The sequence below is a fragment of the Caproiciproducens puteiluti genome, from assembly GCF_052442865.1.
In the GTDB taxonomy this organism is placed as follows: domain Bacteria; phylum Bacillota; class Clostridia; order Oscillospirales; family Acutalibacteraceae; genus Caproiciproducens.
Map to the genome: position 1 here is coordinate 3,163,344 of NZ_CP194790.1, position 24,711 is coordinate 3,188,054.

Below are 24,711 nucleotides of genomic sequence, written 5' to 3' on the forward strand. Positions count from 1 at the left end.
TTTCCCGCTATTATAGTAATTCGGACCGCAGCAAGAATTTTTTGGGGTCGTCTGTACCGGAACACCCAAAAACTGTTTTTCAAATGGCTGACCGGCTTTATCTTCTGCTTTTGCCGGATTTGCCAAAGCTTTCGCGCCCGTCCCACGCACTGCCGGATTTTTCGGTTTTCTTTTGTCCACTGTTTCCCCTGCCCGCCGAATCGTACCACTCATTGCCCTTGGGTTCGGCGTCCGAGCCCGTCTTCGCTCTGCCGCTTCTATTCCCCTCCGCGGCAAACTTTTCCGCTGCTTTTACGTTGGCATCCGTCTCTGCCTTCGCCCTGCTGTTTCCTTTTTTCGCCGCGAAGGACTTTCCATTGGATTTTAACCGCGCATCCTTCGTTGTCCCGAACCGGCCTTTATGGACACCGGACCTGCCGTCCGCCCGGGAAGAAGTTTCCCCTGCGGTGATCTTCGACTGTGAGGAAGAGGTCCCGGCGCCGCGGCGGGAAGCAGTGCCCGTCGGGCCCTTGTTCTGACCGTCCCCGGTTTTGGATTCCTGTTCCGCCGTTTCGATCGCCTTTCTGATATCCTTTACCGGTTTTTTCAGCCATTCCTGTATATCCACGCTTTCGGGGCTGTTCACGCTTGTCTGCAGCTTTTGTACCAAATTCAATTTTCCGGGAGTTGTCCCCAGGGACCGGGCTTCCTGCACCTGCCCATACCCAACGCTGACGGTTTCCACCTCGACCTGCGCGCTCGTATTTTCTACCGCCTGTTTAGCAGAACTCTGCAGGCCGTCCGCCAGCTTTTTGGAATTCTGTTCGTTTTCGCAGGAGGCCGCAATCAGGATTTCATCCGGATCCTCGGCGCTGAAATAACCGGTCCTGTCAATTTCCCCGACCGTATCCCGGATTGCTTCATCAATCGTTTTATTCTTTAAATCCAGTTTCTTAATAATCTCCTCGCCGTCGCCGTTGACCGCCCCTACGCTCAGCACCCTGTTAAACCTGTTGACAGAATATTCTATGGACGGATTTACATCCAGACTGACATAGGAATACGGCGTGCAATAAGCCCATGCGCCCGCTCCGGACACAATGACAACAGCCGCTGCCGCCGATGCCAGCGCGGCGATTTTTCCCGGTTTCCTCAATCCCCGCCTTTTCATCTCGATCTCTTGCCCAATCGCGTATTCACGATTTTTCACTTTGATGATACTGCCGTCGTCCGTCAGAGCAGCGGCATAAGGTTCCCTGATTTCCACAACAACCGCTTTCATCTGTCCAGCTCCTCTCGAACGAACCGCATATATTCTGCGAGGAAGGGATAATCACCGGTCATGATCTCTACCGCCGCTATTATATACTTTCGGTGGCGTTCCAATATTTTTCGGGGCACCTTTGTATCCTTTTCAATTGATTTCAAAGGCAGGTATTTTGAATTTCTCAGATCGTTCGTCAGCAGGGGGCTGCGTATCAGATACGCGATCGCTTTCGCGCAGGATTTTTTTGTCTTCTCCGCCTTGGGAGAACACGAAATCAAATCATAAAAGGAAAAGCCGTAGGAAGAAAAGACCTGATTGGCGGCTTCAATTTCCAGTTTCAGAGAATCATCCGGCAGCTGTCCGGCCCGCTGTAAAACAGCTTTCCCGACCGCAGATTCCTCATTCTCATCATCCGGGTCGGAATCGAGAACAGAGAGGCTGACTGTGGTTTCGGCGCTGTGTCTGGACTGCGTACGCAGGTAGTCGATCAGCCTTCGGCGGATCACCATCCTTGCAAACCCGACAAAGCCGCCTTTATCCAGCGAATAATCCTGAACCGCCTGGGAAAAAGCCAAAAGAGCGACGGACCATTCATCATCACTCTTGGAAACATAGCGGTGAACGGTAAAGGAGGCACATCTCAGGATAAACGATTCGTTCTGCCGGACAAAATCATCCATCAGGCATTCATCATTGGCCGCCTGCACTGCTTTTCTGTCCATCTCTTGCAAGGATGTCCCCTCCATTCTTATCATTTAAAATGGATAATTTTGTCGTACCAAAAGGTATTTGTATATTCTACCGCATGAACTTTTGGATTGCAACGCAGTTCAGGAATATAAAGCAAAATGCCCGCCGCGGGGAACAACCCGCGACAGGCATCTTCTTTTTATGGGATTTAAGCAACATTGATTGTAAGAAGAATATTGGCAAACGTCCTTTTTTCTCCCGTGAATATGGCAAGGCGGACATCGGGCTGGCAGCAGGCGCTATAAAACGCGTGCCGCTCCAGGCCGCTTAGTTCCATTCCGCCGAGAAGCTCTTTGAATTCCCCGAAAATCGGCGGCTGTTCCCCCTCGGGGGTCATGACTTCCGCTTCTTCAAAATTGACGACTTCCCCCAGCACCTTCAGCACCTGAGTTACCTCCGGCATCCCGCTGGTAAGACCCAGATAAACCTTGGCCGCACTTCCGCTTTTCGAATCGAGCGGATAGTTGCCGTCGGCAATCAAAATCTTGTCGCCGTGGCCGCACAGAGAAAGAAGGCGCATAATTTCCGGATGAATACAGGCTGTTTTTAACATAGCTGTCCCCTCCTACTTCTCGTTTTCTCTCAGGCTGCCCAGAGTTCCGCCCGGGTGCCACTTCACATAATCCTTGGGCGTGATTCCGCGGTTGACCTGGAGCACCACGCTCAGGCCCTGAAGGGTTACCATTTCCGCAAGGATCGAAAGGCGAGGCGCGCGGTTCAGCGGCCCGCCCTCCTGGCCTATTCCGGCAAACAGGCAGGCGTCGCCCATTTTAGCGAGCCAGGATTCCGGATTCCCCGTTACGGAAATCACCTTGCAGCCGTTATTTTTGATGGCTGTGACCGTGGATTTCAGTTCCCCGGTTTCGCCGCTGTTGGAAATGCAGATTACCACATCCCCGGCAATCAGCTGGCCGCAGGAGCCGTGCACGGCTTCGGTGCCGTGCAGGAAATAGGTGGGCGTACCGGTGGACGACAGCAGGGAAGCCATATATGCCGCGACATGGGACGGCTTGCCGATTCCCGTGATATGTACGCGGTTCCCGCTCTTTTCCGCATCCAGAATCAATTCCACCGCTTTTTCATATCCATCGCTTGTAATCGTCCCGGCAAACCCGTTAAATTCCTCTTTCGCCACACTGACAAAAGCCTGCAAAGCCTCCCGGCTTTCTTTTTTAATCATAGGTATCTCGCTCCTTTGGGTTTATTTAAGGACTTCCAGCAGGGAAAAATCAAAATCCGTCCGATCTTCCCGCTTCATCAGTTCAACAACCTCCGAAAGGTGCGGCAGGGAAGGCTGAGCACCCATTCTGGAAACGGTCAGCGCCGCAGTATAGTTCGCGAAATGAAGCGCCTGCCAATGCTTCAATCCCGCGCAGACGCCGGTGATAAAGGCACTTACAAAGGAGTCCCCCGCGGCGGTCGGATCCTTTACTTCCACCACGTCGGCACACGGTTCATAGATAAATTCGTTCTGATTGGCAACCACGGCACCCGCACTGCCGAGCGTGATCACCACATTTTTCACGCCCCTGGAAAGCAGGGAACCAACCGCCGCTTTCAGGTCGTCCTGATTCACCCGGCAGCCTTCCCTGCGGATCTGAATGCCCGTAAGGTCGGCCGCCTCGTGTTCATTCGGAGAGATATACGCCAGATGGGAAAGCAGTTTTTCAGACAGCGGAGCAGACGGAGCCGAATTCAGCATCACGGGCACGCCCTTTTCAAAGGCATATTTCGCCACCATCTCATTGATGCTCATCGGAATTTCCAGCTGCAGGACAACCATGTCGTACTGGCCGACGGCTTCCCTGAGAAAGTCGATTTCCTCAGGAGCAATGGTCATATTGGCGCCCGGAACGACGATAATCCTGTTTTTTGCCGCCCGGCCGTCACCGACTTCCAGCAGTACATTTCCAACCGCGGAGGATACTTCCGGGTTGGTCGCCACAAATCCGGTATGGATGCCGGACTCCTTGCAGGAGCCGATCAGCCGTTTCCCGAAATCGTCGTTCCCCACCTTGCCCACCATAGTGACCTCGGCGCCCAGCCGGGCCGCCTGCACCGCCTGGTTCGCGCCCTTTCCGCCGGGAGCGGTGCGAAAGCTTTTTCCCAGAACCGTCTCTCCGGAATTCGGGAATTTTTCCGTGCTGACAATCAGGTCCATGACGAAACTGCCAACCACCAAAATTTTGGGTTTCCTTTTCATATTTCTCCTCCCTACAGCTGAACGGTCATCGCGAACCGGCTGTAAAACATTACGCTTTCACTTTTACACCGATGGAAGTGAGGGTGTCGATGAGAACCTTCTTCTCCTCTTCCGTGATGGGAGCGAGGGGTTTTCTGGCCGGGCCGACCTTGATGCCGGTAACCAGCTCAATGGCGGGACGCATAATGGAGTTGGGGAGGATTCTTCCGTTCTGGCCGCAGGATTTGCAGAATTTATAAAGGGGCACGAACAGGTCTTTGGCCTTTTCATGATCGCCCGCTTCAAACGCTTTGATAATGGTTCTGATTTCGTGGCCGAAAATATGCGCGCCGCCGCTGACAACGCCCATTGCGCCCTGTACGATGGTGGGGAGCAGCATGATGTCGTCGCCATTGAAGATAACGAAATTGGGATCGATCTTCTCGGTAGCGATAAAGTAGTCCGTGATCTGGGTGGGATTGATGCCGGCCTCGTCCTTGATGCCGATGATGTTATCGAAATTCGCCAGTCTTGAGACGGTTTCCGCTTCAATGTTGACTCCTACGAAAATCGGGATATTGTAGAGCAGGATATTCGCCGTTGTGCTTTCCGCAACCGCTTTGTAATGGTTGTAGATGCCTTCCTGTGTGGGCTTATTGTAGAAAGGAGCGACTACCATACACAGGTCGATGCCGCATTCAACCGCTTTCTTTGTCAGAGCAATCGTTTCCTTGGTGGAAGCGCAGCCGGTACCGGCGATGACGGGCTTTCTGCCGGCGACGGTCTTCACCGCCGTCTCCATCAGCTTGACGCGCTCGTCAAAGGTCAGAAGGGAAGCTTCTCCGGTAGTGCCGGTTACGATAAAGGAATCGCAGAGGTCGTTGGCGATAAGGTATTCAATCAGCTCGGCATATCTGCCATAGTTGATTTCTTCGTTCTCATCATAAGGGGTTACCAGGGGAAGAAGAATCTGGCCATATTTCGCTGTAAACTCTTTTCTTGTCATTTTGAATAACTCCTTTTTTGTTTTATTGAACAGTCTTCCGGCATGGAGACCGTTTCGATAAATCATCAGCTTGTAAGATTGTCTGACGTCATAATTTCAGTATATACAAGAAAATAAAAATGTCAATCATTATTTCAAAAAAATAATTAGCTTGACAGATTTTTGAGCAATTTGTATACTTGTTGCATATTCGAAGCTAATTATACGGAGATGCAGCAAATGGAACAAATCAAAAGAATTTCACTGACGGACACCGTTGTGGACACCATCAAAGAACAGATTATCATGGGAACTTTCAAAGCGGGAGAAAAATTTGCGCCCGAAGCAGTGCTGTGCAAGGAACTGGACGTCAGCCGCCCGACCCTGCGCGAAGCGTTTAAAGTGCTGGAAGCCATGGGCTACGTGGAGTTGAAATCCGGCAAGGGTTCCTTTGTCGCCGACTGGAAAAAGAAGATCGAAAACAGCAAGCCGCTGTTTGTCGCCAACCGCGCCACCTTTCAGGAATATATCCAGGTCCGTCAGGGCATTGAGCCCATTGCCATGCGCCTTGCGGTGGAAAAGCTGACGGATGAGAAATACGCGGAATTGGAAGCGATTCACTCCGCGTTCGTCAAGGCTGTCACCAAAAAGGACGCGGCTCAGCTATTGCTGCTGGACGAGGCTTTTCACGAAGAGATCATGAAGCTGTCGGGCAATAAACTGCTCATCAATATCAGCAAAGGCCTGGTCAACCTGTTTCGCCAGTTCCGCGCTTACACCTTCTCCGACAGCGGAGTCTACAGCAACGCCCTTCCCTACCACACCGAAATCCTCAGGCAGATGAAGGAAAGGAATGTCGAGGGAAGCGTCAATACCCTGATCAGGCATCTGCAGACGATCGAGTCGGACATGCACTCGCTTTTGGGAACGATGATGTCGGAATAGGTTACGGCCCGCTGGAAATTATTTTTACGCCGCGCGATTTTCTCTATTGACAGATTCCGCAGAGTAAAGTATAATAACCACAAGATTAATTGTCAGACAATATTACAATCATATTGTTATGCTTGTTGGCCGCCGCTTTCGGCATAAAGCGGGCCAGATTCGTCCGATGTCATGTGATTATGATATTAGGAGGAAGTTCCAGTGGCAGAGAAGAAGCTCTATGGCATTATCGCTCCTCTCATCACTCCCTTTACAAAAGACGGGGATCTGGATGAGGCACTTGTTGAAAAGGAAATCAAATATTTACTGAAATCGGGCGTTCACGGAATCAGCCCCGGCGGCAGCACCGGCGAAGGAGCCGCTGTGACCGACGAGGAACTGGTCCGCATGATCAAACTGATCCGCTCGATCGACAGGGACATTCCGATTGTAGCCGGAATTATCCGCAACAGCACCAGGGCGGCCGTTGCAGGCGCGCTGGCCGCAAAGGCTGCGGGCGCGGACGCGCTGATGGTTACTCCGGTTTCCTATAACGTTCTTGTCCCGGACGACGAAGGCAACTACAGCTTTTACGAGGCTATTTCCAAGGCGACGGATTTACCGATCGTCATTTACAACGTTGTTCCCCAGAATACCATTTCCGCCCCTCTGTTCAGCCGTCTGCTCAATATTGAGAATGTGATCGGCATTAAGCAGAGCTGCGGCGGCATTATGGCGTTTTACGAAATGAAGATGGTAAACGGCAGCCGCGGCAAAATATTCAGCGCGACGGACGACATGCTGTATTCCACCTATGAACTCGGCGCGGACGGGGCTATTTCCGCTATTTTGACCGTATTCCCCGAGATCTGTGTAGAAATGTGGAACGACGTGCAGAATAAAAACAGCGCCCATGCTCTGGAGCTGCAGAACAGGATGTACGCCACCTGGCAGGCAATCGCCGGAAACCAGTTCCCCATCCGGATTAAACACGCCCTCCATCTGCTGGGCAGGAACCCCGGCTATCCCCGTTCCCCGATCACCCATATTGCGGAGCAGGATCAGAAAAGAATTGAAACCGCTCTCAGAGACGCCGGTTTCATTCAATAATTCTTCTTCAGCACAATCCTTACATAATTCCCCTTTCTATTTTTATCCCCGAACCGATATGTTCCTGATTTTATTCATAAAACTCACCTTTCGCATACTGTGACGACCGCTTCAGCCACCCGTCATTCTATGCGGGAGGTGAGCTTTTTTATTTTTCCCGCCGTGCAGCAGGCAGTATCCATCGGCCCCCTGCTCTTCCCATGCCAAAAGCAAAGCATCCCTTCCGAAACGGAAGGGATGCTGAAAACTTTGAAAAACTTTTCCCCTCATAAAGGGAACCGGGTCACAGCATATATTTCAGGTTGGCGCGGATCGCCTTGCGGAGCTTCAGATCGTCTTTGTCGGTAGCGTTCAGGATATAGTCCGTCAGCTTTTCCAAAGTCGCGTCGTCCGTGGAAATTCCGATTTCTTCCAAAGTGACCGGAACATGGATACTTGCCAGGAATTTTTTGATTGCTTCGATCTCTTCCTGCGGAACCCCGTTGACTCCCAGCTGAAGGGGGATTCCCAGGCCGACCAGCTCTCCGTGCAGATACTGACGGCGGACCTCCTTGTACATACAGCAGACCGCGTCGTAAAAGTTATGGGCAAGGGCCAGCTGCTTGCCGCCGGTGGAAAGGTTGGAAACCAGGCCGGTAAGCATGATGTTGCAGCAAATGATATCCTCCACCAGATCGCAGTGTTCCCCGTTTACAAAGGCTTCATAGGCCTTCTGCGCCTTTTCCAGATAGTTGTCGTAGGTGTATTTCGCAACGACCGTCGCGGCGTCGGTATTGGCGCGGTTGTTGGCGGTTCCCAGCCGGATCATGGTAAACATGATCTCCGGGTTCTTTGCCATCGCGTCCGCAATGCCGGAGGCAAAGTAGCGCGGCGGGCAGTCGTCCTGGACGATCTCCAGATCGACAATGACCGCACTGACCTCGTGGTGCATAAACCGGCTTCCGTTAACCGACCCGTTTTCATTGTAAGCGACATAAAGGACGGCGTAGGAGGCACAGGTGGCGGAGGAAGTGGGGACCGTAATGATCTTCACGTCCGTCAGGTCGCTGGCGGCTTTTGCAATGTCTATGGTTTTGCCGCCGCCCACACCGATGATCACGTCAGCGCCGCTCTCGCGGACCTCCTGAGCGATCTGTTCAAAGCTTGCATCCACTGCCGGCTCGTCAAATGCCCTTACTGCATAGTCCACCCCGGCCTGCTGCAGCTTTATTCCCATTTTCTTCATTACTTTGGCCAGTGTGGTTTCATCGCCTAAAATGTAGGCTTTCCGACCGATGGACGAAGCTTCGGCGCCGATTTCGTCCAAAGCGCCGTAATACTGTATGTACCGCCCCGCACCAAGTTGGATCGCTTCCCGATTATTCATAAATCCGTACTCCTTCTGTATTGTAACATTGTTCGTTGAGCATACTGACTGATATCAGACAATCTATGATTGTAAAAATAATACCATCAATATCGGGAAATTACAACCCTTTTGTGAAAACAGGATGGATAAAATTCGGATTTATTTGTTGAAAGCCTCGGGCGCGGTCTGTGTATCGTCCTGCCCCTGCACCAGCAGAGACATGTCTTCCAGCGCGATCAGGATGTGCGCTTCCATTGCTTCGGAGGCTTCGGCGGGATCGTGCCTGACCAGCGCCTGGATGATATCCTGGTGAGGCTTCACGGCATGCGTGCGGTTTTCCGGAATGGAGTACGAGTGGGCGCGATAGGACCTGAGCGCATCGGAAATCTGCGCGTTGATGGTCATAAACAGCGGATTATGCGACCCCTTCGCGATACCGGCGTGAAAATATTCGTCGTACATAATGATCTGGTTGATCTGTCCGGTATGAATGGCCTGCACAAAATTCTCGTGGATTTCCATCAGGCTGGCCAGCTCGTTGTCCGTCATGTTTGTGGCGCAGAGCTTCGCCATCATCTGCTCCACCGCGAGGCGTACTTCCATGATGTCCGCAATTTTATAATTGTTCACGGAAAACCAGTTCTTCGCAATGCTGGCCGTAATGTCGCGCGGCTGGGCGACAAACGCACCTCTTCCGTGCTGAATATCCACATACCCCATCGCCTGCAAAATGCGAAGGGCTTCGCGAATGGTGGAACGGCCCACCTGAAGCTGCTGGCTCAGTCCGTTTTCGGAAGGAAGCTTATCCCCGGAAGAATAGTTCCCGGTAATAATATATTCTTTAATGGCCTCGACCACTTTGTCCGTGATGGAAACCTTTGTGATTGGCTGCATACAGCAGAACACCCCTCTCAATATACAGGAAACGTATCGTTAAAAATAATTATAAAATGTTTGAAAGAAAAAAGCAACTAAGAACTTCATAATTTAAGCCCAAATCCGCAGTTTTTGTCAGATCTCCTTACAGATCATTTTTAAATATTGCACATAAAAAAATTAAAAGATTAAAAATAAATATATAATTAACTTAAAAACACTATTGACAGATGGAATTTACTCTCGTATAATTTACGTATGTTATCAGACAATCATATGATTTTATGATCTTACAAATCGGCGTGAAGGTCTTCGCGTATCCCATTCAGTATTATTTTAGGAGGAGAAAAAAACAATGAAAAAGGTCGAAACTATGAGTGCACACGGCGCAACCACTATCAGCAAAAGTTGGTTCAGGAAGATCACGGCTTTGGTAATGGCATTATGTTTGACATTTTCCTATGGGTGCGCGGGCAATTCACAGTCGTCGGACGCTTCCGGCAGTCCGAGCGCGGCAAATTCCGCTGCAGAGCAGAAGTTTGACGGTAAAATCACCATCGGCGTTTCCGCAGGTATTACCGGAAGCATCCCGATGGCCGGCGAAAGAACGCTGCAGGGTGTAAAAATGGCGGTTGAGGAAATCAACGCCAAGGGCGGCGTGCTGGGCAAGGAACTGGTGATTGAAGTCGCGGACGACCAGTCCAATCAGAGCGTCGTTATCAACGCAGTCAACAAATTGGCCAGCAACCCCGACGTAGTCGCCATTATCGGGCCCCACCTGAGCGGCAGCGTCATGGCGGCCAGCGACACTTTGAAAAAAGCGAAGGTTCCGTTCCTGTCACAGGGAACCAGCCCGAAACTGAGGAAGATCGGCAACGAGTATCTGTTTAAAATCAGACCCTGCGACGCGATTTCCGCGGAAGTCGCCGCCAAATACGCGGTGGAGGATCTGGGCGCCAAGAAGGTCGGCATCTCCTACAACAATAACGACTTCGGCGTTGGCGGCAAGGGCGTTATCGAAGAATACCTTACCAAGGTCGGCGTCCCCTTTGTTTCCGAAGGACACAACTCCGGCGACAAGGACCTGACCGGTCAGATCATGAAGCTGAAAAACGAAAATGTCGACGCCGTGATTTCCTGGACGGACGACGCGGAATCCGCACTGACAGCGCGTCAGTTCTATGAGCTTAACCTGAACAAGCCTGTCATCACCTCCACCGCCACCTCCACACAGCAGGTGCTTGACCTGATCGATGAAAAGGCCGTCGAAGGTTTCTACAGCGTATGCGATTTCGTAATTACCGACCCGTCCGCAGAAGTGCAGGACTTTGCAAAACGCTTTAAAGAGAAATACGGGATTGCCCCGGATCAGTACGCGGGCAATAACTACAGCGTCACTTACCTGATTGCGGACGCGATCACCCGCGCCGGAAAAGCCGACAGGGAAGCCATCCGCGAAGCTCTGGCCAGCACCAAAGGCGTTTCGGGATTATCCGGTACATATACAAACGACAGCAACAACGAACTGATCCACGAGTGCAAGCTGGTTCAGATCAAGAGCAAGGTTCCTCAGGTTATCAAGACGATTTCTGTTGACGTAAAGTAAGTGCACTTCCCGCCTGTTGTTGCATCTTGCGCCGCAGCAACAGGCGGCTTTTTTATGACAATATGGAAAGAAGATGAAAAAACAATGCTGGAAAGCGTCTTGCAATTAATCGTCAGCGGCATTGCCATGGGCTTTATCTATGCCCTGGTCGGCATTGAATACACTCTGGTGTGGAATTCAACTGGCCTTTTGAATTTCAGCCATGACAAATTCATTATGCTGAGCGCCTATATCTTTGCGGGTACCTTCGTAATCAGAATGGGCCTTCCCCCCGCGATCGGAGTCATCGCATCCCTTCTGGTGATGTTTCTTTTCGGCGTGCTGGTGGCGGTCGGGATCTTCAATCCCCTGCGCAGCATGGCCTCCCCTATTTTCGCCGTTATGGGCACCGTGGTGCTTGGACGGATTCTCTCGGAAATGGTGCGCCTGATCTGGGGGCCCATTCCCTTCACCCTTCCGAATTATCTGACGGGGACCTATCAGGTTGGAAATATAGTGATCGGCCGCGTCAATATCTGGATTATCGTCATATCCTCTTTGCTGGTCGCCGCATTGCAGATCTTTTTCAAGACGACCAAAACGGGAAAAGCCATGCGGTGCGTACAGCAGAACAAAAAAGCCGCCACGCTGATGGGAATTGACGTCAGCAGAAACATCGTGTTCACCATCGTGCTCAGTTCCCTGGTTTGTACGGTCATCGGCATGCTGGTCATCCCGCTGTTCACAGTGGATACCGCCATGGCAAATATGATTGGGCTCAAGGGCTTTTCCTCCGGCGTCATCGGCGGCTTCGGCTACCTGCCCGGCGTCATCGCGGGCGGCGTTTTCCTCGGCGTGCTGGAAAATTTCAGCACCCTTGTGCTTCCTGCCGTTTATAAGGACTGTGTCGGATTCGTGCTCATGATCATCTTCCTGCTGGTCCGTCCGTCCGGCATCTTGGGACACCGGAAAAACCTGCGTTAGAAAGGAGAATGCCGGATATGAAAAAAGTTAAAATTGCACTGATGGCTCTGGTTCTCGTTTTGCTGGTCGCGTTCCCTCTGTTTGACAGCAATCTTTATCACCAGCAGCTGATGAATCAGGTATTTGTCAATATCATTGTGGTCATGGGCCTGAACTTTATAACCGGCCTGACCGGCCAGATGAATCTGGGCACGGCGGGTATTTTCGCGCTGGGCGCCTACGGCTCCGCGCTGACGTGCACCAAGCTGGGCACCCCGGTCTGGCTCGGCTTCCCGATTGCCATTGTGATCGGCTTCCTGATCGGAAGAGGGCTCGGCTACCCCAGCCTGCGTGTGAAGGGCGTCTATCTGTCGCTGACCACGATCGGCTTCAGCGAGGTCGTCAGGCTGATTCTCACCAACGCCATCGATTTCACGGGAGGTTCCCAGGGCGTCCAGAACATCCCTTTCCTGAATCTGTTCGGGTTTGAATTCAACACACCGTTTAAAATCTACTATCTCTATTTCGCGCTCACAATCATTATGGCCATTGCGGCGGCGAGAATCGTCTCCTCCAAATGGGGAAGGGTCTTCAAAGCCATCCGCGACAACAGCGACGCGGTGGAGGCGTGCGGAATCGACGTCGCGAACCTGAAAATCCTGGCCTTTACTATGGCGGCCGTTTACGGCTGCATCGGCGGTTTCCTGTATACCCACATGATGGGCTACATCAACCCGACGGCGTTCAATCAGGACCTGTCGGTAAACTACCTTGTTATGATGATGATCGGCGGTATCGGCTCCGTAGCGGGAAACGTACTGGGCGCCGTCATGGTAACCCTTTTACCGGAAATCCTGCGCTTTATGCAGAATTACTACTGGCTGATTTTCAGTATTATCACGCTGATTTTCGCAGTGTTCCTGCCGTACGGCATTGTGTCCCTTTTCAAGAAATCGGAAAGGCAGGAAAGGCATTTCGATATATTCCATTCCATTAAGAAAGCCCGGGAAATATGGGGAGGAAGGATCGCCAAATGAAGACAATATTAAGAACTGAAAATGTTGTAAAAAACTTTTCCGGGCTGGTCGCGGTACGCGATTTGTCCTTCGAAATGGCTGAACGGAACATCCACGCGCTGATCGGGCCGAACGGGTCCGGGAAAACCACGACCATCAACATGATTACCGGCGCTTTTCCGGTAACGAGCGGCCGGATTTTCTACGGGGATACCGAAATCAGCGGAATGCCCACTTATCAGATCGCCCGGCTGGGGATCGGAAGGACGTTCCAGAACCTGAAGCTGTTCCATTCCATGACGGTGATGGAAAACCTGATGGTAGGCGGCCACCAGATGATGCCCGCCGGCATTTTCCGCTTTCTGGTGGACCCCGCCAAAAGCAGACAGGAAGAAAAGCAGGTGGAGGAAAAGGCAAAGCAGGTTCTGGATTTTATCGGCATGTACGACCTGAAGGACGAAAAAGTCTCGTCGCTGCCGTACGGACGCCAGAAAATGACCGAGCTGGGCCGCGCGCTGATGATGGACCCCAAGCTGCTTTTCCTTGACGAGCCCGCGGCCGGACTGAACCCTTCCGAGCGTGTGGAGTTCGTCAATATCATGCTGAAGACCTTTGACCTTGGAATCGACCTGTTCCTGATTGAACACAACATGGACGTCGTCATGAACATTTGCAGCCGGATCACCGTTCTGAACTTCGGTGCAAAAATCGCAGAGGGTACGCCGGATGAAATTAAGAACAACGAGGAAGTCATCAAGGCATATCTGGGCAACAGATACCAGGCCGAGAAAGCCTAAAGGAGGAGGTTGAACCGTGCTAAAGATTAATAAGATTGACGTATTCTACGGAAAAGTGCAAGCCCTCTTCGACGTTTCCATGGAGATCAACGACAAAGAGATCGTGTCCATTATCGGCGCCAACGGCGCGGGAAAGTCCACGCTGATGAAAGCGATTGCCGGGCTGAACAAAGCAAGCAGCGGCACCATCGAATTCATGGGCGAAGAGATCGGCAATGTCCGCGCACACAAGATCGTTCACAGGGGAATCGTTTATGTGCCGGAAGGCCGCGAGGTATTTCCCGAAATGTCCGTGCTTGAAAATCTGGAAATGGGTGCATTTAACAGGAAGTTCTCCAAAGCGGAGCTGAACAAAAACATCGAGGAATCCTACGCCCTCTTCCCCCGCCTGAAGGAACGCTCCAAGCAGCTGGCGGGCACCCTCAGCGGCGGCGAACAGCAGATGCTTGCCATTTGCAGAGGAATGATGTCCGACCCGAAGCTCATTATGTTTGACGAGCCTTCTCTGGGTCTTGCCCCGGTTACCGTCAGCGAAATGTTCGACGCGATCGTAAAAATCCACGAGGTTCGCAAAATCCCCGTCATCATCGTAGAACAGAACGCATTTATGGCCATGTCCATTTCCGACAGGACCTATGTCATGGAAGTGGGCCACATGGTGCAGTGCGGAAACAGCCAGGAACTGCTGAACAGCCCGACAATCAAAAAAGCGTATCTTGGCGGATAAAGGAAAGATGGTGCATTATGAAACTGATCCGTTACCAGTTTGAAGAAAAAATGGAATTCGGAAGTCTGGAAGAACAGACCGTCCGCCGCCTGAAGGGCGATATCGGGAGCGGCTTTTCCGAAACCGGGGAAACGGTTCCGCTTCGCCGGGTCCGGCTTTTAAGCCCGGTCATGCCCGGAAAGGCGGTCTGCATCGGGCTGAACTACAAGGACCACATTGCGGAATCCGGGGCAAAAACGCCGGAATCGCCGGTCGTATTCCTGAAACCGAGCACAGCGGTGATCGCTCCGCAGCAGGAAATTGAGTATCCCGCCATTTCCTCCCACGTGGATTACGAAGGCGAGCTGGCGATCGTGATCGGGAAAAGGGCCAAACAGGTCGAAAGGGAAAACGCGGCGGAATACGTATTGGGATACACCTGCGCAAACGACGTCAGCGCGCGCGACTATCAGCCGACGGACGGGCAGTGGACCATCGCAAAAGGGTTTGACACCTTTCTGCCGCTGGGCCCCTGCATTCAGACGCAGGCCGACCCCGCAAATCTGGAAATACGAACCTATCTGAACGGCCGGCTGGTCCAGCACTCCAACACGTCCCAGCTGCTGTTTCAGCCTTACGAGCTCGTCAGCTACCTTTCGCAGGTCATGACTCTGGAGCCGGGGGACGTCATTCTGACCGGAACCCCTTCCGGCGTAGGGCCCATTCATCCCGGCGACGCGGTGGATGTGGAAATCGAACAGATCGGACGGCTGACCAACACAGTGAGAGCCGCCCAAATACGATCGAGGGAAGCTTTGCAGTAAAGGGAGTGAGGATATGAAACCAATTCATAAGGTGTCTGTAACTGACCAGACAGTAGAAAAGCTGAAAGAGCTGATCCAGACCGAAGGCTATCAGATCGGCGACCGGCTGCCGACACAGGCTGAAATCGGCCTGATTCTGAACATCGGCCGCTCTGCGGTCCGGGAAGCGATCCGCGTGCTGGAAGCGGAAGGGGTCGTAGAGGTACTGTGCGGCAAAGGCGTGTTCATCATCAATCCCGTCGGCAATGAAAAGCAGAACGCCGAGGATTGGTATGAGCAGAATAAAACGAGAATCACCGACTTTGTCAACGTGAGAGGCGCAATGGAGCCGCTGGCGATCAAGCTGGCGATGGAACGGGCGACTCCCGCGGACATGGAGAAGATACACGAGAAGCTGCTGGCGTTTGAGCAGGCGGTGGAATCGGGCGACCCAAGCGTCATGGAAACAACCGATTATGAATTTCACAAGGCAATTTTGGAGACGAGCCGGAACCAGTTTATCCTGAACATCATGGACAATATCAACTGGCTGCAGCGGGAGCTGCGCTGCGAGTCCTTCAAAAGCCACAGGGAAGGCCTGAACGCGCAGGAAGGACACCGCAAAATGTACGACGCAATGGTAACCAAGCAGGTGGAAGCCGCTGTGGAAGAGATGAGAGTCCACGTTGCCAATTCACGCATCAATTATCTGAAAATGCTGAAGAATCTGCAGCCCGAAAGTATGAAAAAAACGCTGTGACAGAAAAGCCTTATACAGATTGAACTCATCCGGCTTTCGGCAGAAGGCCGGATGAAATAAAAAGGAGAGTTTCGCAATGAAAAAGGAAATACAGGATATTGCCCCCGGCCTGATCGGGGGCGTAGATGTCCAGATGCCCGGGGCCGCACAGGTTTACAGGGAAAACTGGTTTGAGTGGAGAGCAACGACCCTGCGCGCCGGCATGAAGCAGAGCACACTGGCGGGCGGCGTGCTGAACATCTGGAAGCATACGCCGGTTTTTGCAGAGCTGGAGTACCATGAGGACTGCGAAATGTTCTATTTTGTGCAGGGGACCGCCATTATGCCGTTTGCGGACATAAAGGACGGAAAGATCGATATGGACAGCGTCCAGCTCGTCAGAGTCCCCGCCGGCACGCAAATCGTCATCCATCCCGGCAAGGCCCATTTTGTCGCCGTGGCGCAGGACGACACGCCGGTTACGATCATTGTGGCCAGCCCCGCAATGGACGCCCCCCGCCTCAGCCCCGCGGAGCCGCTGGAGGGGATTCTCGAAATCTGAAAGCTCCAATCATTCATGACATAAATTGAAGTCATAAACTCTTCCAGGCAAATAAGGAATGACCCCCAAAGCGGACAGACAGCCACTGTCCGCAGAGGGGGTCATTTCTTTGCCGCCGGAGCGGTTATTTTTCAGCCTCCGCCAGATAATACGATATCCTGTTTTGCCCGCCCTGCTCGGTTCTTTCGATGGAATCAATGACAATGTTCCGGAATCCGGCTTCCGACCAGAGAGCCTGAATCTCCTGCTCCCCGAAAAAATGGACCGTGCCCCTGTGGGCCAGATTCCCCACGGTAATTTCGCGGTAAGTATTTTCTTCCAGTCTCTCCCCCGTACCGTAGCCGGTCATTCCCGCCTTGAACAGTCCGGTGGAGAAGAATTTGCCGCCCGGCTTCAGCACACGGAAGCATTCCTGTAAAATGGTTTTTATGTTTTGGACCGTATTGCCGTTGATCATTGCCGAGTCCACCAAACCGTCGAAAAAATGATCGGAATAGGGCATACCGGCGGCATCGCTGACGCAGATACGGGCGCGCAGTCCCTCCTCCCGCATTCTTTCCCTGGCTTTGCGGACAGCCGTTTCCGAACCGTCAAAAGCGTAAACGTCAAAGCCCTCTCTGGCCATGTACCAGGTGACGGCCCCCGTTCCGCAGCCAACATCCAGCAGTTTTATCCGAGCCCGGTCGCCTTTGTAAAAATTCCTCGCGACAAAGCGGATGACTTCTTCGCCGGGGTACCTGCCCCATTCCTGATTTTGAAAAATCTCTTCCCATGCCGGGTCAAAGCTGTCCATTTTCGTTCCCCCTATCGTCGAAATCATCTTGCGGTTCCCTACAAAAAGCCCGCCGCATACTATACTATTAGCTTAGTGTCATGTACCCTGAAACACGGGCGGCAGGAATTAAGCGGGATATTTTCTGCCCAACCGCATGGAAAGCCCAAGCCCCCGCCCTGTCCCGCAGTCGTTGACACGGGATACTGCCCGAAAATGGGAAATTGACACTGAAAAAAGAAAGAAGGATATCAATGGCATTACAGTTATTCAAGCTGGTTATGGCCGGTGCAACCGAAACGGTGCCGACACAGTCAAGGTATTTTGGAACAACCTCCGCGGATATCACCATTACCTCCACTGTTTCCTACACCATAGCGCCTGACAGTCTGGTAGATGACGACGGCGCCACGGTAGCCGAGATAACGACCGCAACCGATAACAACGGTTTCTATATGTTGTTCATCAACGGCACACTGACTCAGTCCGGTATGTACACCGTCGATTCTGCGGCAGGCATTACCATCGGCAACGCCGCGCTCACCGCACCGGTCACTATTCTGGCCAGTTCCCCCATTACTTTGGGTGTAACCAACTTCGCACCGGTCACTTCCATCACCGGATAAACGGAGTGCACGGCTTTCCCCACCGAACAGCCGCCCCCCTTGTTCCGCTTTCGCAGGCATGAAGAGGATGCGCTTTACCGCGCATCCTTTTCGTTATCCGCTCCATTGCGTATCTGTTTTCTCTCTCTGGATATCCGTTCGCTGTACGGGTATTTCTGGCGTCCTTCCTCCAGCCTGCACAAAACATAGCTTCTGCATATCCGGTCGAGCAGCAGAATCAGCTCCGCCGTTTTCCCCTGCTGATCCAGCAGGGCTGCGGCTTCCGTTTCCTTTCCTTCCAGCCACAGAATCCCGACCCTATAGGCGAACGCGGCGGGATAACTCTTTTCCCCCACAGCCGTCTGGGAAAAGAAGGCATAGGACTGCTCAAACAGGCAGCTCTGGAAATGGATCAACCCGTAAACGAAGTAGACAAACTCCTCCCTGTGGCAGAACCATTCTCCTTCCGGCACCCATTCCGTCTGTTCCAGAAAGTCACGGAAGCCATCCGGCGCTTCTTTAAACAGCGCCTTCACCTTTTTCTGTGCGTATTCGTTCAGGAAATCCCATTGCAGCGCCCGCAGATAAGCGCACAGGGCCATTTCCTTTTTCTTTTGCCTTTCATAAAAATCCCCGATACAATTCTGTATCTCCCCGTTTGCAAGGTTTGCATCATCCTCACCGGCAGCGTCTTCGCCCGCTTCCGTCCCCGGATTCAGGCTGTGATAAAGCCGTAACAGCGCATCGTCCGGCCGGCCCGATGCGGGGAAAGTTTCTTCCTTTTCATTCTCCTGCGTCCCTCCCCGCAAGCTGCGTATCCATTTCCCCAGCTTTTCCATAAAGAATCTGGCCCACAGCACATATTCCAAATCCCCTATGGACTGCGGTTCGCCCAGCTGCATTACCCTTTTCGCCGTTTCCAGAAGGCCGTCGGACAGCAGCTGCTCTATGATCCGCTGCTTGAACGCGACCTGCTGTTCTTCACCGGAAATATGCCCGAAAATCGTCCGGAGCATTGGGAACCGGTCGTGCCGCGCCCATTCCTGCGCAAGGCTCACCGCGCCTTCCCCGTCCGCCGACGCAAGCAAAAGCGGCAGAAGGACCGACGCTTTTCCCTGCCGGCCCAGCCAGAGAAGATGGTTGTGAAGCTGGACCGCCGTTTCAGCCTCCGGTTGCCCAAGCGCTTGGGTCCCCGTCTGCCTTCCGGTAAACAGGTCCTGAATCAGCCGGAACAGGGACTTTAACGGCGCGTCGATCTCCTGTACGCCGTCCATTTCCAGAAGCAGCTGCTGTGCCTGCGGCCAATCGTCGCGAAACCAGCAGTTTTCTATTCGCTGCAGCAAAAGCTGGCTGTAAAAAGAGCTGCCCCGGTCAATAGCCGAAAAATCCTCCACAGCGTCCCCCAGCATCAGGCTGCAGGAAAGGCGGATGCTTTCCGTCTGCTCCCCTTTTCCCAGGAACGATTCCAGGCATCCCAGATTTTCCAGAATCTTCGGATACTCCCGCTGCTGGAAAAGGATATCCGTCAGTATCATCAGCCGCTGCGGATTTTTTTGCCGTACGGACTGCGCCCACAGGTTTTCCATCATTTCCGGCAGGCCGGTCTTTTGGGCCAGCCGCCCGATGGAATACAGAAGGCTGTCATCCGCACCGTCCTGCTCACAGGCCCTGCAGTAACAGCGCAGCGCCCGACGGTCGTTGCACAGCTGCTCATGGAGCTCCCCCAGCGTTTCAAACAGAACGGCGCTGCCGATCTCCGGCCCCGGCGCACAGGTATCGGGCTTCTCCCTGATTTTGATACAGTCTTTCAAATCCTGAAACGCTTCCCCATACCGTTCCCGCTGTTTGTGCAGTTCCGCGCGCAGGATCAAAAAATCCGAGTAAAAGGGGAAGCTTTCAACGCCCTCATTCAGTATTTCCAGTGCTTCCTCATACCGCTGCAGGCAAAGATAAGCCCAGCCCAGGCATTTCAACAAATGGGGGGCGAAGAGCTCCCCAAAGCTCGCACCGGCGTACGCCGCCTGTAAATACGGGAGGCTTTCCCCGTACTGCCGGCGGTTCAGAAGCTCGATGCCAACCAGATACTGTACATAGCCGTCCTGCAGATGCTCCTCCAAATCCTTCGGAAGGAGAGGGACCCGCATATCGAGTTCCCGGGAAAGCACGGAATCATCCCTGTGTACAACCGTAACGGGAGCCAGTTCCAGCGCGCCGAGCAGCTCATCCGGAATGCGCTCGAACGACCGGTACCGGAAGCGGTATTTCCCACGGTTCCGAAACAAGCGGAGCGACTGTACGGGGGAAGAAACGGAATGCTCCTCCGAGGGATTGTTTACATGAAACAGATACCCTTCCACGTTCGGATTGTCCAGAAGCGGAAGGATTCTTTCCACATGCTCTTCTCGGATCTTTTCGCCCGGCTGCAGGAACAGGACCCATCTTCCGTTTGCGTGATCAAGGCAGAAATTTTTCGCTTCGCTGCAGCTGTCCCCCCATTTCATCTGATAAACCCTCGCGCCGAGCTTTTGGGCAAGCGCGGCCGTCCCGTCGCGGGAACCGAGATCGACGACAATGGTTTCGTCGGCGATCCCCCGCAGCTCTCCAAAGCACGCGGAAAGGAATTCCTCATCGTCTTTTGTAACCATGCACAGGCTCAGCCGTTTTCCTTCCTCCATGATCAAGACGCTCCTTTCTGCGCTTCCCGGAGCAGCTCATATGTCCGGGCCGCCGAATCGTACTCGCCGAGCTGATAGAAGGAATCCCCCATCTTTTCGATCGCCTCTTCATCATGAGGGCAAAGCGCAAGATACACCCCATAAACGGCGGCGGCTTCCTTCCACCGGAACCGGGTACCCAGCAGGGCTGCGTAATTATAAAGGATATCCTGATCGGACGGATCCAGCTCATATGCCTTTTTCAAATACCTTCCGGCATTTTCCCAATCCTCCATCTGATAGAGCAGCACCCCGATCCCGTTGAGGAGCCGGGGATTTTCCGGGTCCTTCAGGAAAAGGCCGAGTTTCCGCCGTAGGTCATTCAGGCTGTTCATTTTCCGCCCCCTCCGTTTCGTTTTCCAGTTCATCCAGCACCCTGTTCAGTTCCTCCACAGCATTTTCCAGATGGACCGAGATACTCTGGCAGACAACCTGCAGATGGCTGAAAAAATTATACTGCAGCTTGAAAACCTCTGTGATCTTCTCCGGCGTATCCGGCGGTCCCAGCCGGTTCATCAGATAATAATAGACAAAGAAAACCTGCTGCAGGAAGCAGCGATACATAGCGTCCGAAAGAAAGAGCTGATACCGCTCCCAATTTTTCCGGTATGTCCGGTCAAGCAGCGCGCGGTATTTTTCGCTGTCCTCCCCTTCGTTCAGCCGGACCATCCTTTTGCAGTCCAGCCGGGCCCCGACCGCCTCTTGGACCAGATTTCCGTACAGGCCCGCATAGGTTTCCACTGCCGTGATAAACTGCGCAAGACGCTCCCGCCTTTCGGGGAGAGACAGTTTTTCCTTATTCTCCAAAATAAATTCATTCACACGGCAGGGAATGGGCTGCGTGCAGTATTCCTGAATCACCTGGCTCAGCTTTTCGCAGGTAGTTCCCTCTATTTTGGCCCCGCCCTCCGTGGCGTTGAGAAAGCGGATTTCCGGATGGGCGGCGATTTTTATTTCCAGCCCCAGTTTGAAATCCGACCACAGCCAGTTGGAGGGAAGCTTCCTGCCGTTGTTTCCCTCCACATAGACGACGGGCAGCGCCTGTAAGATTTCCTTCGCTTTCTTCCCCTTCTCCTCATTGTAGGCCGCACCCTTGCTGTGGGTAGCGCCCCTGGGGCCGTAGGCAAAATCCTGCCCCACGAACACAATGGGGTTCGCGCCCAGATACGCGGCGAGCTCCAAAGCAAGGTGAGACACATTGGCGCCCGCTTCCAGCCCGCTTTCGTCCCCAAGGTGCCGGTTGAACCAGTCGTTTAAAGCCTCTCTTTTACGGAACACGGGAATCCGGGGGCCGGGGAAGGAGGGGAAAACCCTTTGATCGACCAGCGCGAGGCAGATCAGGGCCATGTCCTTTGGGTAATCCCTGTTTTCAAAGTGATAGGTATAGGTTTCCGGAGTGCGCTCAATGATGGTCAGGATATCCGGTTCAATGTGATTTTTGATCAGAGGAACAATGGCGGACTCCACCGAGATGACCAGCCCTTTCCCCTGAATCTTTTTCAGCTGCCTCATATTTTTATCCAGCGACGGACCGTTTGCGACAATGAACGCGGGAACATTTTTGTACCGATCCTTCAGACAGCTTAAATACGGGCTGCGCAGCACTTCCCCAACATTTCCCAGCAGATTGCAGAACCCGATCAGATTGTCCATATGGTCGTTTCCCGTATAGAACGTAAACAGGGACAGCCTCGCATAGACATACCTGTGGATTTTCAGATACTGCTCCCTGAAATTCCGCCTTGCGGCAAGGGTAAAGGCAAGGGTGGGATAAGTACAGCTGTAAAAAGCAATGCTGAGGAACAGCTGGTCGAAGGCCTTGGCGAAATGCCCGCTGTCACCGATGAACATCATGATTTTGCGCGTCTCGATGATCGGCGTCAGGTCAAAATAATACAGCATCGCTTTAAAAAGGCACAGGTCTTCCTCGAACAGGATCACCAGCGTATCGGGCTTTTTTTGCGCGAACACCTCAAACAGCGGATAGCCGAAGCCGCTGCCGTAAAGGAAAATGCATCCCGTTTCGCGCTCCCGGATGGGTGCGTACCACTGCCGCGCTTCCTCAGCGGGCCGCGCGCCCGTGATCCGGAAGCTTTTCTCCCCCTGATGATACCGGCAGACGGGGAGTCCCTCCCCGTTATAGCGAACCTCTATTTTCCGCCACAGCTCTTCTTCCTCTATTTTCTCCAGGGAGTCCTGTATCCACGGAGCCAGGAGCCGCAGGTTTTTCTCATACGTCTCCCTTGTTTTATCCTTTGGGGCTATCGTCATTTTCCGTCACACCCCCAATCCATTTCTCAGCCAGCGGATAAACCGCGAATTCCAGCGCGTCGGTCAGGGCGGTCACATCCTGTCCGCGCAGATACGCTGGCAGCTCTTTCAGTGCCTCCAGCATTTCCTCAAGTTCTATTTCGGGTTCTTCCACACATTGTAAATAATCGAGGATGCTCTCCAGGTCATCCAGGCTGTTCAGGAATTCGTCAAGCCCGGAGTGGTCCTCTCCCCTTCTGAAATGCCCGACGGAGGAACGCAGGGCTTCCCGGAAGCGGTCGTTTCGCTCACGGAGCCGGGTCGATTCATTCATGGCCGGCATCTCCTTTGTAAATCAATTCTTTCCATGCGGATTGCTGGTACGTTTCCAGATTGTTCAGGGTAAAAGAGACCGTCCCCCGCATTTTGGCGTCGAAATCATCCGCCGTTTTCTGTTCCTCCTCCATTTGCTCCTCTGTCAGAAAGACCTCCCGCAGCAAAACGGACTGCTTCCGTATTTCAGCCAGCAGCCGCTTCATTTCCGTAATCTGAAACGCTTGCCGAAATATGTCCGCAGCCCGTTTGCGCAGTTCCTCCGTATAAAGCTCACAGCCATCGTGAAAATTTTCCCTGATTCTCATATGCTCCCTCCCCGTTGTTTCCGTAACCGGGGGCGTCCCTTTGCGGCCCGGCCGCAGTTCACAGGAACACCCCGGGAAAATCCAGACTTGCCTGATGATAATCCTCCGGCTTTCCAATATCGATCCAATATTCCCGAATTGGGAAGATGCAGACCGGTTCCTTGTTTTTCAGCATATTTTCCAGCAGACGGTTCATGTCAAAATAGGAGTTCGGAATATCGCTCAAAACATCCGGATTCAGCACATAAATCCCCGCGTTGATAAAGCTGGCGTAAACGGGCTTTTCGTCAAACCCGATCAGCGTGTCTTTATTGACTTTTACCACCCCGTACGGGACCTGAAAATCATAAGTAGTCACAGCAACGGTTGCCCGCGCCTGACGGCTCAGGTGAAAATTGAGCAGCTGCTCAAAGCTCAGCTTTGTCAGGATATCCCCGTTAATGACAATGACCGGCCGGTCTGTTTTTACCGGAAACAGGCTCAAAGAACCCGCCGTTCCCATCACGTCCTTCTCCATAATATACCGGATCTCCGCGCCCCATTTGGAGCCGTCGCCGAAATAATCCCGGATCTGTTCCGACAGGTAGTTGACCGAAAAGCAGAACTGATAAAAGCCCTGCTTGATAAACTGGTTTAAAATCGTTTCCAATACGGGTTTGCCGCCGATTTTCAGCATCGGTTTCGGGCAGCCGTCCGTCAGCGGGCTGAGCCGTTTCCCCTCTCCCCCCGCCATGATCACGACCCAGTTGTCATTTCTGGACAGCTGGATCAGGTCGTCGATCCACTCGACTCCCGTTACGCGGCCCGTGCCGTCCACCACGGGAAGATGCCGGAGCTTATTGACTTTCAGAATATTCAGGATGCTCGTTTGATCCTTCATTTCGGGAATCGTAACCGGATGGGGGTTCATAATGTCTTCCACCGGACAGCTCAGCGGAATGCCCTTCAGGATTCCACGGCGGACGTCCCCGTCCGTAACCGTACCCAGCAATTTTCCGTCCCGGTCCGTTACCACGGCGATCTGCTGGGAGCTCGCATCAATGATCTCAATGGCTTTCTGAATTTTTGTATCCGGTGATATCAGGATTTTTTCCCAGTCGTTCATGGCGTGCCCCTGTTCCATGCAGTATTTTTAAT

General features: G+C 52.9%; 26 protein-coding genes. 11 read left to right on the forward strand and 15 right to left on the reverse strand.

Going from position 1 to position 24,711, the window contains the following annotated elements; translation table 11 throughout:
* Positions 1 to 97: 97 nt before the first annotated feature.
* The 6 genes from ACRQU7_RS15360 to dapA form a co-directional block, all read right to left on the reverse strand.
* Positions 98 to 1,261, reverse strand: coding sequence for an anti-sigma factor domain-containing protein (locus ACRQU7_RS15360; protein ID WP_444641643.1), 1,164 nt, complete (start codon positions 1,259 to 1,261; stop codon positions 98 to 100).
* Positions 1,258 to 1,968, reverse strand: coding sequence for a sigma factor (locus tag ACRQU7_RS15365; RefSeq protein WP_444641644.1), 711 nt, complete (start codon positions 1,966 to 1,968; stop codon positions 1,258 to 1,260). Before ACRQU7_RS15365 ends, ACRQU7_RS15360 begins: the two co-directional genes overlap by 4 nt.
* A gap of 176 nt (positions 1,969 to 2,144) precedes the next feature.
* Positions 2,145 to 2,549: an RbsD/FucU domain-containing protein gene (locus ACRQU7_RS15370; protein WP_444641645.1), complete on the reverse strand. Its 405-nt coding sequence runs from the start codon at positions 2,547 to 2,549 to the stop codon at positions 2,145 to 2,147.
* 12 nt (positions 2,550 to 2,561) lie between these two features.
* Positions 2,562 to 3,176 carry a KpsF/GutQ family sugar-phosphate isomerase gene (locus tag ACRQU7_RS15375; RefSeq protein ID WP_444641646.1) on the reverse strand — a complete coding sequence of 205 codons (615 nt, stop codon included), beginning with the start codon at positions 3,174 to 3,176 and terminating at the stop codon, positions 2,562 to 2,564.
* Positions 3,177 to 3,197: 21 nt separating this feature from the next.
* Positions 3,198 to 4,199 carry a ribokinase gene (locus tag ACRQU7_RS15380; protein WP_444641647.1) on the reverse strand — a complete coding sequence of 334 codons (1,002 nt, stop codon included), beginning with the start codon at positions 4,197 to 4,199 and terminating at the stop codon, positions 3,198 to 3,200.
* Between the two features lie 49 nt (positions 4,200 to 4,248).
* Positions 4,249 to 5,184 carry a 4-hydroxy-tetrahydrodipicolinate synthase gene (gene dapA, locus ACRQU7_RS15385; protein ID WP_444641648.1) on the reverse strand — a complete coding sequence of 312 codons (936 nt, stop codon included), beginning with the start codon at positions 5,182 to 5,184 and terminating at the stop codon, positions 4,249 to 4,251.
* A 219-nt stretch (positions 5,185 to 5,403) separates the two neighbouring features.
* Here dapA and ACRQU7_RS15390 point away from each other — a divergent pair, with 219 nt between their 5' ends.
* Together ACRQU7_RS15390 and ACRQU7_RS15395 are read left to right on the forward strand one after the other, a co-directional pair.
* Positions 5,404 to 6,108 (forward strand): FadR/GntR family transcriptional regulator, encoded by a 705-nt coding sequence (locus ACRQU7_RS15390; protein ID WP_185741150.1) that lies wholly within the window; start codon positions 5,404 to 5,406, stop codon positions 6,106 to 6,108.
* A gap of 201 nt (positions 6,109 to 6,309) precedes the next feature.
* Positions 6,310 to 7,197, forward strand: a complete 888-nt coding sequence (locus ACRQU7_RS15395; protein ID WP_444641649.1) for a dihydrodipicolinate synthase family protein — start codon at positions 6,310 to 6,312, stop codon at positions 7,195 to 7,197.
* Positions 7,198 to 7,480: 283 nt separating this feature from the next.
* On the opposite strand, the gene ACRQU7_RS15400 is transcribed toward ACRQU7_RS15395, so the two are convergent.
* Together ACRQU7_RS15400 and ACRQU7_RS15405 are read right to left on the reverse strand one after the other, a co-directional pair.
* Entirely contained in the window at positions 7,481 to 8,563 is a 1,083-nt protein-coding gene (locus tag ACRQU7_RS15400) for an iron-containing alcohol dehydrogenase (protein ID WP_444641650.1), read from the reverse strand.
* Positions 8,564 to 8,704: 141 nt separating this feature from the next.
* Positions 8,705 to 9,439, reverse strand: a complete 735-nt coding sequence (locus tag ACRQU7_RS15405; protein WP_052010720.1) for a FadR/GntR family transcriptional regulator — start codon at positions 9,437 to 9,439, stop codon at positions 8,705 to 8,707.
* Between the two features lie 337 nt (positions 9,440 to 9,776).
* On the opposite strand from ACRQU7_RS15405, the gene ACRQU7_RS15410 reads away from it, so the two are divergent.
* The 8 genes from ACRQU7_RS15410 to ACRQU7_RS15445 all read left to right on the forward strand — a co-directional run bounded on the left by ACRQU7_RS15410 (position 9,777) and on the right by ACRQU7_RS15445 (position 16,592).
* Positions 9,777 to 11,027, forward strand: a complete 1,251-nt coding sequence (locus ACRQU7_RS15410; RefSeq protein ID WP_444641651.1) for an ABC transporter substrate-binding protein — start codon at positions 9,777 to 9,779, stop codon at positions 11,025 to 11,027.
* Between the two features lie 54 nt (positions 11,028 to 11,081).
* Positions 11,082 to 11,990, forward strand: coding sequence for a branched-chain amino acid ABC transporter permease (locus ACRQU7_RS15415; RefSeq protein WP_243122504.1), 909 nt, complete (start codon positions 11,082 to 11,084; stop codon positions 11,988 to 11,990).
* Between the two features lie 17 nt (positions 11,991 to 12,007).
* The gene (locus ACRQU7_RS15420; RefSeq protein ID WP_444641652.1) at positions 12,008 to 13,006 is read left to right on the forward strand and encodes a branched-chain amino acid ABC transporter permease; all 999 of its coding nucleotides are present in this window, start codon (positions 12,008 to 12,010) and stop codon (positions 13,004 to 13,006) included.
* A complete protein-coding gene (locus ACRQU7_RS15425; RefSeq protein ID WP_038325612.1) occupies positions 13,003 to 13,782 on the forward strand; it encodes an ABC transporter ATP-binding protein in 780 nt (259 codons plus the stop codon). The genes ACRQU7_RS15420 and ACRQU7_RS15425 overlap by 4 nt, the downstream gene beginning before the upstream one ends.
* A 16-nt stretch (positions 13,783 to 13,798) precedes the next feature.
* The gene (locus tag ACRQU7_RS15430) at positions 13,799 to 14,509 is read left to right on the forward strand and encodes an ABC transporter ATP-binding protein (RefSeq protein WP_038325614.1); all 711 of its coding nucleotides are present in this window, start codon (positions 13,799 to 13,801) and stop codon (positions 14,507 to 14,509) included.
* A gap of 17 nt (positions 14,510 to 14,526) precedes the next feature.
* Positions 14,527 to 15,312 (forward strand): fumarylacetoacetate hydrolase family protein, encoded by a 786-nt coding sequence (locus tag ACRQU7_RS15435; protein WP_444641653.1) that lies wholly within the window; start codon positions 14,527 to 14,529, stop codon positions 15,310 to 15,312.
* Positions 15,313 to 15,325: 13 nt separating this feature from the next.
* On the forward strand, positions 15,326 to 16,051 hold the full coding sequence (locus ACRQU7_RS15440; RefSeq protein WP_444641654.1) for a FadR/GntR family transcriptional regulator: 726 nt from the start codon (positions 15,326 to 15,328) through the stop codon (positions 16,049 to 16,051).
* Positions 16,052 to 16,127: 76 nt separating this feature from the next.
* Positions 16,128 to 16,592 carry a hypothetical protein gene (locus ACRQU7_RS15445; RefSeq protein WP_444641655.1) on the forward strand — a complete coding sequence of 155 codons (465 nt, stop codon included), beginning with the start codon at positions 16,128 to 16,130 and terminating at the stop codon, positions 16,590 to 16,592.
* 124 nt (positions 16,593 to 16,716) lie between these two features.
* Here ACRQU7_RS15445 and ACRQU7_RS15450 read toward each other — a convergent pair whose 3' ends face one another.
* Complete coding sequence (locus ACRQU7_RS15450) at positions 16,717 to 17,385, reverse strand: class I SAM-dependent methyltransferase (protein ID WP_444641656.1); 669 nt, start codon at positions 17,383 to 17,385, stop codon at positions 16,717 to 16,719.
* A gap of 233 nt (positions 17,386 to 17,618) precedes the next feature.
* On the opposite strand from ACRQU7_RS15450, the gene ACRQU7_RS15455 reads away from it, so the two are divergent.
* A complete protein-coding gene (locus tag ACRQU7_RS15455; protein WP_141826128.1) occupies positions 17,619 to 17,990 on the forward strand; it encodes a DUF4183 domain-containing protein in 372 nt (123 codons plus the stop codon).
* A 74-nt stretch (positions 17,991 to 18,064) separates the two neighbouring features.
* Here ACRQU7_RS15455 and ACRQU7_RS15460 read toward each other — a convergent pair whose 3' ends face one another.
* The 6 genes from ACRQU7_RS15460 to ACRQU7_RS15485 are packed head-to-tail and all read right to left on the reverse strand — an operon-like array spanning position 18,065 to position 24,679.
* Positions 18,065 to 20,644: a glycosyltransferase gene (locus tag ACRQU7_RS15460; RefSeq protein WP_444641657.1), complete on the reverse strand. Its 2,580-nt coding sequence runs from the start codon at positions 20,642 to 20,644 to the stop codon at positions 18,065 to 18,067.
* 2 nt (positions 20,645 to 20,646) lie between these two features.
* Positions 20,647 to 21,018 (reverse strand): tetratricopeptide repeat protein, encoded by a 372-nt coding sequence (locus tag ACRQU7_RS15465; RefSeq protein ID WP_444641658.1) that lies wholly within the window; start codon positions 21,016 to 21,018, stop codon positions 20,647 to 20,649.
* Positions 21,002 to 22,954: a motility associated factor glycosyltransferase family protein gene (locus ACRQU7_RS15470; RefSeq protein WP_444641659.1), complete on the reverse strand. Its 1,953-nt coding sequence runs from the start codon at positions 22,952 to 22,954 to the stop codon at positions 21,002 to 21,004. Before ACRQU7_RS15470 ends, ACRQU7_RS15465 begins: the two co-directional genes overlap by 17 nt.
* Positions 22,932 to 23,267 carry a hypothetical protein gene (locus tag ACRQU7_RS15475; protein ID WP_444641660.1) on the reverse strand — a complete coding sequence of 112 codons (336 nt, stop codon included), beginning with the start codon at positions 23,265 to 23,267 and terminating at the stop codon, positions 22,932 to 22,934. The genes ACRQU7_RS15470 and ACRQU7_RS15475 overlap by 23 nt, the downstream gene beginning before the upstream one ends.
* The gene (locus ACRQU7_RS15480) at positions 23,260 to 23,574 is read right to left on the reverse strand and encodes a hypothetical protein (RefSeq protein ID WP_444641661.1); all 315 of its coding nucleotides are present in this window, start codon (positions 23,572 to 23,574) and stop codon (positions 23,260 to 23,262) included. Before ACRQU7_RS15480 ends, ACRQU7_RS15475 begins: the two co-directional genes overlap by 8 nt.
* A 58-nt stretch (positions 23,575 to 23,632) precedes the next feature.
* Positions 23,633 to 24,679: a nucleotidyltransferase family protein gene (locus tag ACRQU7_RS15485; RefSeq protein ID WP_444641662.1), complete on the reverse strand. Its 1,047-nt coding sequence runs from the start codon at positions 24,677 to 24,679 to the stop codon at positions 23,633 to 23,635.
* Positions 24,680 to 24,711: the final 32 nt, after the last annotated feature.